Raw genomic sequence first — 7,066 nt, forward strand, 5'->3', positions numbered from 1 at the left:
TCCTATTCGTCAATATCGCCTTTTTTCTTGACGGGATAACGAACAGGATTTTTTGTCCTTAGTGTTTGTGGTCTTAAGGATTGTTTGCTAAATGGGAGCCTGATCAGTGAATCCTTAAGATCTGTCAGTCTTGGTGGGTATAATGGTTCTAAAAAAGGCCTGTTTAAGGAGGTCAGTCGTATTAAATGGGTCATTAAAATGCAAAAGCAAAAAACGATGCCAAGCAGTCCCCAAAGCTCTGCAAAAAACAAAAATGGAAATCGGAGCAAACGGATCGCATTGCCCATTTTATAAACGGGAGTTGTAAATGAGGCTAATGCTGCGAGTGCTACAATAATCAAGAGAACATTACTTGTTAATCCTGCTTCAACGGAAGCTGTTCCAATGACAATACCTCCAACGATACCGATTGTCTGACCTACCTTAGTAGGAAGACGTGCTCCTGCTTCCCGAAGCAATTCAATCGTCAGCTCTAAAAAAAGAGCTTCTAAAATGGGAGGGAGCGGTATTTCCCGTCTGGAGGTAACTAAGGTATTCATTAAATCTTTAGGTATTAGTTCGTAATGATACGACAATGTCGCAACATAAACAGGTGTTACTAAAATAGAAAACGCAACCGCAAACAGGCGGATTAACCGGAAAAAGGAAGATAACATCCAATTTAAAAAATAATCTTCAAATGAGCTGAAGAACTCAACTAGTGTTGTCGGAGTGATTAAGACGTGTGGTGATCCATCTACGATTATCGCTATTTTCCCTTCAGCCAAAATAGCTGTTACCCTGTCGGGACGCTCGGTATCTAAAAGCTGTGGAAAAGGGGAGTTTTTATTATCGGATATCAACTGAACGATATATGAACTATCCGTAATTGCATCAAATTCCACATTTTTCAGCCGCTCCATAACGGTTTTGACATTGGCAGGGTCAACAATCCCGTCAAGATATAAGACCGATACCTTTGTTTTTGAAAGAGAGCCTATTGTCAGCTCTTCTACAATTAACTCTTTTATAGGGAGACGTTTTCGAATCAGATTTACATTTTGTGCCATCGATTCTACAAAGGCTTCTTTCGGGCCTATGACACTAAATTCAACCTCAGGTGGTGAGATGCTTCGGACAATTTCTTTCTGTGCGGCTAAAAACGCAAAATTTTTGCTGTCAGAATCCAACGTTAAAAGGGCATAACCATTGAATAATTTCTGTTCAATGGCACTTATATCATTACTAATTTGAACATCGGCAAGTGCAACAAGTTTCTTAACATCTTCAACCCTTTCAAACGGCTCCTCCAATAAAAATGGGAGGGCAGAATCCTGTAAAACACTCTCGTCTATAAGGGTTGTAATAAACCAAAAAGAGAACTGACTATTCGTGGGTTTATTGATGTAAGAAACTTTCTTAAAATCATTGGACCGCTTAAGAAAATTCTCTAACTCCTCTCTCTCTTGTTGTTGATTTTGTTTCTTTGTAAAAAAGCCCATCATTAAAGTCACCGCCCATTCTGCCTTATTAATATCATTTCCTATAATGGAAGAATTATGAATAGGAATAGAAGTAAAGAGGGAGCAAAATTATTCCTACTTAGGAACTCTTTCAATGCTTTAAGAATGGCTAATCTTAATAAGTTGATATTAAAAATTGGAAATGAGGAGTTTGTATTTCTTAAGACAGAGGGATAAAGAATAGTCTTAAGAGGTGAAAAGAAGTGACTATTATTACTACCTTTAAAGAAAAAAGACGAGAAAAGCAGATAAAATATGAACGTTCCGTCCTGCGGGACTTATCCATTAATACATTGAAAGAAAGGGTTAGACAATATTTTGGTTCCACGAATCTAGCTCAAAGTTTTGTGATGAATACAGGAATCGAGGAAGCGTGTTATGATGTCGCATTGGAAGCCTTTCTTTTAGGGGCGAAATTTAGTAAATTTGGTTATTATGGTGAAAACTTAGATGAAGTGCGCCAAAGATGTTTCCGAGAGGAAAAACATTTGATTGATACTCTTTACAACTTTTTGCTTTATTGGGGAAATGGTCAAGAAGGCACGATGAGTGAGTCCCTTTATTATCTATGTGAACAATACATTTTTGTCTGGTGGAAAGAAGGATTTGAAAAAGGCCAGAGACGTCATAAGTTGAGATTACATTAAGTCCCAGTTGAAACATAAGCACCCAGCATATTCGTGCCAGTTAGTTCTGTCTAAAATGGAATTTCGTGTACTTTGCTTAAGGGGTGCTTTTACTGTTCTAAAACTCCCTCTTGTCCCATATAGTTAACTGAACAGGGACGAGCGGGAAGGATGATATGGGTGGCTAAGCGCAGATTAAAGATAATTAGCTTTATTACGGGATTAATTTTGTTATTTTTTATCCTACAGCATGATTTTAGTGAAAATAATTCATGGAAAACTTGGAATCTCCCGTTGTCAGGAAAAATTATCTTGTTGGATGCAGGCCATGGAGGACCAGATGGCGGGGCGGAATCAGGAGAAACACTTGAAAAGGACATTGCTTTAGAAATTACCAAAAATGTCCGTGACTTTCTTCAGCAGCAAGGGGCTCTTGTGATTATGACAAGGGAAAAGGATGAGGATTTAGCGGATCCTGATACGCGAGGCTACAGCCGCAGAAAGGTAGAAGACCTCAAAAAGAGATTAAAAATGATTAATCATACCGATATTGACTTATTTGTCAGTATTCATTTAAATGCTATTCCTTCTTCAAGATGGAGCGGTGCCCAGACCTTTTATGCCCCTCATTATAAGGAAAATGCACGTGCCGCAAAGTTTATTCAAGAAGAACTCCGAAGAAATCTTGAAAACACGGAACGTAAAGCCAAGCCAATTAATCAAGTGTATATCTTGAAAAACGCCAAAAAGCCGGGAGTCCTGGTAGAAGTAGGATTCCTTTCAAATCCTAGGGAAAGGTCACTTTTAAAAAAGGAATCTTATCAAGAAAAAGTGTCTGCTTCAATAAATAATGGGATCCTTCGTTACTTTACGAATGAAAAAGAATTAAAAGAATCAGATTAAGGAGGATGGAAGCATCTTCCGTTTTTTTATTTTTGTCATGTGATTGAATTAACTGTTTCTTATCTAGGTTATGGTATACTGAAATTGGAAAAGAATTCGTAGGTGAGGTGCATTTTATGTTAACAGAGAAAAAAGTCCGTGAAGTTCTGGGTGCCATTAAAGAGCCCTTTTTACATAAAGAATTAGTTGAGCTTAATGCCATTGAAGAAATTAAGATTAAAGAAGAAAAGAACCATGTTAGTATTAAGGTATTGATTGCTAAGACGGGCACCAGCGAGCAGCTGCAGCTTCAGACACAAATTGTAAATGTGTTAAAAGAAGCAGGCGCGGCTACTGTTGGAATCCGCTTTGCTGAGCTGCCAGAAGAAGTATTGGCACAACATCGCGATCCGGAGCCAGAGAAGGGCCGAAATCTACTTAATTCAAAAAATACAACCTTCATTGCGATTGCCAGCGGAAAAGGCGGCGTAGGTAAATCAACGGTTTCCGTTAACCTTGCTGTGGCCTTGGCTCGTTTAGGAAAAAAGGTGGGTTTAATTGACGCCGATATCTACGGGTTTAGTGTACCAGATATGATGGGCATAACTAATCGTCCTGTGGTCCGCGGCGAAAAAATTATTCCTGTTGATCGCTTTGGCGTTCAGGTGATTTCAATGGGCTTCTTTGTAGAGGACAATGCCCCGATCATCTGGCGTGGACCAATGTTAGGGAAGATGTTGAATAGTTTCTTCAGTGAAGTCGAATGGGGAGAACTTGATTATTTGTTATTAGATTTGCCTCCTGGAACAGGGGACGTTGCTTTAGATGTTCATACTATGCTGCCTTCTTGTAAGGAAATTATCGTCACAACTCCACATCCAACGGCTGCGTTTGTAGCTGCTCGTGCGGGAGCAATGGCTTTACGTACAGAGCATGAAGTCCTTGGAGTTATTGAAAATATGGCCTACTTCGAAAGCAAATTAACTGGGGAAAAAGAATATGTGTTTGGTCGTGGTGGAGGAGATAAACTTGCTGAAGAATTAAACACGGTTCTCCTTGGACGACTGCCGCTAAACCAGCCTGATTGGAATGATCAAGATTTTGCACCATCAGTCTATCAAGAAGATCATCAAATCGGTAAGATCTATTTAGAAATTGCAGAAAAGGTAACAAGCCTGCTAAAAAAATAAGAAAAATACCTCTTCCTAAATTGGGAAGAGGTATTTTTCTGCTAGTTCATCATTTTTTTGATGCTTCCTCTGCAGCCTTTAAAAGTAATTCCTGTATTTTAGCTTTATAAAGAGGGCTATTAATTGTTTCTGTAATCACATCTTGAAGATAGTCCCGGTATTCTTTAGTTTTTAGAGCATCAGTCATTTGTTTTTGAATTTCAGGCTCTTTAAATACTTGAACCATCATGGTTCTATACTGAGGATCATTCATTAATTCCTTTAATAAGGCCTTATTTTCATTTTTCATGTTTTTAGCAACGCCCTTAGCAAAAGCAGGATCACTAAAAGCCTTCTTCCAGAATTCAATGGCTTTATCTGATGTAAGAGTGGTTTGAATGGTATCGGCAACAACCTTTTGATCCATAACAAGCTTTTCCTTCATCGCATCAGAAGTCATTACATCTTGTATTGCCTTCTTACCATCATCGGTTTTAAGGATATCAACCACCATTTTTTTAGTCTGGTCATAGTCGATTTGCCCGGTCCCGCTTAAGTCATTACTAGAAGAGCAACTGGCTAGGAACAACATGATGGGTAGGAGGAGCAATATACTATATCTTTTCATTTTCAAGCCCCTTTCACATATAAATCCTTAATTTTAGGATGAGGAATTAAAGCGAGATTATTCGCCTAAAAAAATGAAATTATGGATTTTTTACGTCTTGATTGGTACAATCAGAAGGGAAATAATATATTTAGTATTATGGAGGTTTGAGGTGTGACAAGCCGTAATTGGGTAAGACTATTTATGTCCACATTATTAGTTGGCGGGGTCACCACGGCTATTGTGGGGTTTATTATACGCTGGGATGAGTTTCAGCCTTACTTTATTCATTTTCAAATTATTGATATTTTATCGACGTTAGTTTGGCTCATTGTTATGGGCTTTCTGTTCAGTGTAATCAGCCAAATGGGCTTCTTTTCTTATTTAACGATTCACCGCTTTGGTTTGGGTATATTTAAATCTGTATCTTTGTGGAACTCCGTGCAAGTTGTTCTCGTGGTTTTTGGTTTATTTGATTTAGTTTACTTACGTTATGAGAACTTTGCCAAGCCGGGTGATTCCGTTGTCCCTTATTTTGGGCCGGCCTTTCTTTTATTAGCGGTTTCCCTTGTTGTAGCTTGGTATAAAGTAAAACAAACAAACAGAGGAGCTTTTATCCCTGCATTATTTTTTATGATTGTTGCTACCTTGGTGGAGTGGGTTCCAGTTCTTCGTGAGAATGAAAAGAACTGGTTTTATCTCATGATGATTTCGTTACTAGCATGTAATGCCTATCAATTAATAATTCTTCATAAATTAAATGCCCAATCAGTGCAAGAAAGGCAAAAACGGGCAGAACAAACGAATTCGAAAGCTAAAAACACAAGCAAAAATAGAAAAATGACTAAAAAACCGTCCATGTAACATGGCGGTTTTTTGTCAGAGGTTAATTTATTTCCTTCGACTGAACTTCTCCATTAGCAATCATTTCGGATACGGAAACGAGCTTTAGCCCTTTTTGTCGAATATTAGCCAGAATCTGAGGCAGAGCTTTGGCTGTTTGTTTTGCAGAATCTGAGGCATGGAGCAGGACTATATCCCCATTATCTACCTTACTAACATTTTCTACTATTCTTTCTACACCAGGATTTTGCCAATCCTTAGAGTCGATCTTCCAATGAACAACTGTATACCCGTATCGCTTGGCAATTTTTAATGTACGCTCATCGAAGTGTCCAGTCGGAGCGCGTAAAAGCTTGATATCTTTAACATTTAACTTAGTAAAGGCTTCTTGAGCTTTCGAAATATCTTTTGCAATTTGTGCATCTTCTACATCAAGGTAATCTACATAATCATATCCCAATATCCCAATTTCGTAACCTTCTTTTACAATACGATTGACAATGTCAGGGTGACGTTCGGCCCATGAACCTGCTAGAAAGAAAGTTGCTGATCTAACATTCTCTTTTTTCAATACATCTAAAATAGGTTCCGCCTTTTCATCGCCCCAGCCAATATTAAATGTGAGGGCCAAATCTTTCTCACCGCGATAAATAGCATTTGAGCTATCCTTTGTTGAAAAGACAGGAATCTGTACGAGATTTTCCATGTAGAGGAACCATGCTGTAAAAAAAGCTGCAATGAGAATCAGTGATACATTTTTTAATGATTTACCGTTTAATACAAAAAAGAAATTCATCATTCCCACCTCGTCCAATACTATCCTCGTCTCAAACTTATGCTTTGAATTTAGATATTATGATTAAACTTTTTGATTATAAAATTTCTAATTTGGAAAATACTACTAGAACTACATACTTCGCTGGAGGTTTTTCAATGTTTGGACTTCTGATTAATGAAAAGGAAGTAAAAGAAATGGAATACCTTATTAAGAGAGAGATGGATGAAATACTATTTGATTTAAAAGACGACCGAATTGATCATGTTGTAAAGAGGTCGATGGAAGAGAGATACAAAATACTATTTGCATTATTTAAGCGAGTTGCTTCTCCACAAGAATGCTTTAAATACATGCGAAGAGGAAAAAAAGATAGAAAAAAAGGATAAGTTTTAAATTTTTTATAAAATGCGTTGACATTTAATATGTATCTTGTTATATTAATAAACGTCGCTGATGACAGTAAAAAAATAATTAAAAAAGTTATTGACTTTACTGTCTAAGGGTGATATATTAATAAAGTCGCTTTGAGCGACGGACTGATTGTTCTTTGAAAACTAAACAAACAAAAACGTCAACAAACAATAATTAATAGTTTCTAAATTGAAGCTATGCCAACGTAACTTTTATGAGCTAATCAAAACTTTCTTGGAGAGTTTGAT

The 7,066-nt window shown here is 37.4% G+C and carries 8 protein-coding genes; 5 read left to right on the forward strand and 3 right to left on the reverse strand.

Annotated features, from left to right (window positions below; translation table 11 throughout):
* Positions 1-2 precede the first annotated feature (2 nt).
* Positions 3-1,484, reverse strand: a complete 1,482-nt coding sequence (locus CVD27_RS00655; RefSeq protein ID WP_101645976.1) for a spore germination protein — start codon at positions 1,482-1,484, stop codon at positions 3-5.
* Between the two features lie 221 nt (positions 1,485-1,705).
* Between CVD27_RS00655 and CVD27_RS00660 the strand changes: the two genes are divergently transcribed.
* The 3 genes from CVD27_RS00660 to CVD27_RS00670 all read left to right on the forward strand — a co-directional run bounded on the left by CVD27_RS00660 (position 1,706) and on the right by CVD27_RS00670 (position 4,200).
* Positions 1,706-2,149 carry a YbaK family protein gene (locus CVD27_RS00660; protein WP_101645977.1) on the forward strand — a complete coding sequence of 148 codons (444 nt, stop codon included), beginning with the start codon at positions 1,706-1,708 and terminating at the stop codon, positions 2,147-2,149.
* 159 nt (positions 2,150-2,308) lie between these two features.
* Positions 2,309-3,031, forward strand: a complete 723-nt coding sequence (gene cwlD, locus CVD27_RS00665; RefSeq protein ID WP_308301696.1) for an N-acetylmuramoyl-L-alanine amidase CwlD — start codon at positions 2,309-2,311, stop codon at positions 3,029-3,031.
* A 116-nt stretch (positions 3,032-3,147) separates the two neighbouring features.
* Positions 3,148-4,200, forward strand: a complete 1,053-nt coding sequence (locus tag CVD27_RS00670; RefSeq protein WP_101645979.1) for a P-loop NTPase — start codon at positions 3,148-3,150, stop codon at positions 4,198-4,200.
* A 49-nt stretch (positions 4,201-4,249) separates the two neighbouring features.
* Here the strand turns inward: CVD27_RS00670 and gerD are convergent, their stop codons facing one another.
* A complete protein-coding gene (gene gerD, locus CVD27_RS00675) occupies positions 4,250-4,807 on the reverse strand; it encodes a spore germination lipoprotein GerD (protein ID WP_180960107.1) in 558 nt (185 codons plus the stop codon).
* 153 nt (positions 4,808-4,960) lie between these two features.
* Here gerD and CVD27_RS00680 point away from each other — a divergent pair, with 153 nt between their 5' ends.
* Positions 4,961-5,650: a KinB-signaling pathway activation protein gene (locus tag CVD27_RS00680; protein ID WP_101645980.1), complete on the forward strand. Its 690-nt coding sequence runs from the start codon at positions 4,961-4,963 to the stop codon at positions 5,648-5,650.
* A gap of 22 nt (positions 5,651-5,672) precedes the next feature.
* Here CVD27_RS00680 and pdaB read toward each other — a convergent pair whose 3' ends face one another.
* Positions 5,673-6,425 carry a polysaccharide deacetylase family sporulation protein PdaB gene (gene pdaB, locus CVD27_RS00685; protein ID WP_101645981.1) on the reverse strand — a complete coding sequence of 251 codons (753 nt, stop codon included), beginning with the start codon at positions 6,423-6,425 and terminating at the stop codon, positions 5,673-5,675.
* Between the two features lie 137 nt (positions 6,426-6,562).
* On the opposite strand from pdaB, the gene CVD27_RS00690 reads away from it, so the two are divergent.
* Positions 6,563-6,793, forward strand: a complete 231-nt coding sequence (locus CVD27_RS00690; RefSeq protein WP_101645982.1) for a hypothetical protein — start codon at positions 6,563-6,565, stop codon at positions 6,791-6,793.
* Positions 6,794-7,066: the final 273 nt, after the last annotated feature.

This window comes from Neobacillus cucumis (assembly GCF_002860255.1).
Taxonomy (GTDB): Bacteria; Bacillota; Bacilli; order Bacillales; family Cytobacillaceae; genus Neobacillus; species Neobacillus cucumis_A.

What these genes read in the sequence shown, in the direction of transcription:
- gerD (WP_180960107.1), bottom strand. Translation starts at nt 4,807, where the DNA reads ATGAAAAGATATAGTATATTGCTCCTCCTACCCATCATGTTGTTCCTA.
- CVD27_RS00690 (WP_101645982.1), top strand. Translation starts at nt 6,563, where the DNA reads ATGTTTGGACTTCTGATTAATGAAAAGGAAGTAAAAGAAATGGAATAC.
- CVD27_RS00655 (WP_101645976.1), bottom strand. Translation starts at nt 1,484, where the DNA reads ATGATGGGCTTTTTTACAAAGAAACAAAATCAACAACAAGAGAGAGAG.
- pdaB (WP_101645981.1), bottom strand. Translation starts at nt 6,425, where the DNA reads ATGAATTTCTTTTTTGTATTAAACGGTAAATCATTAAAAAATGTATCA.
- CVD27_RS00670 (WP_101645979.1), top strand. Translation starts at nt 3,148, where the DNA reads ATGTTAACAGAGAAAAAAGTCCGTGAAGTTCTGGGTGCCATTAAAGAG.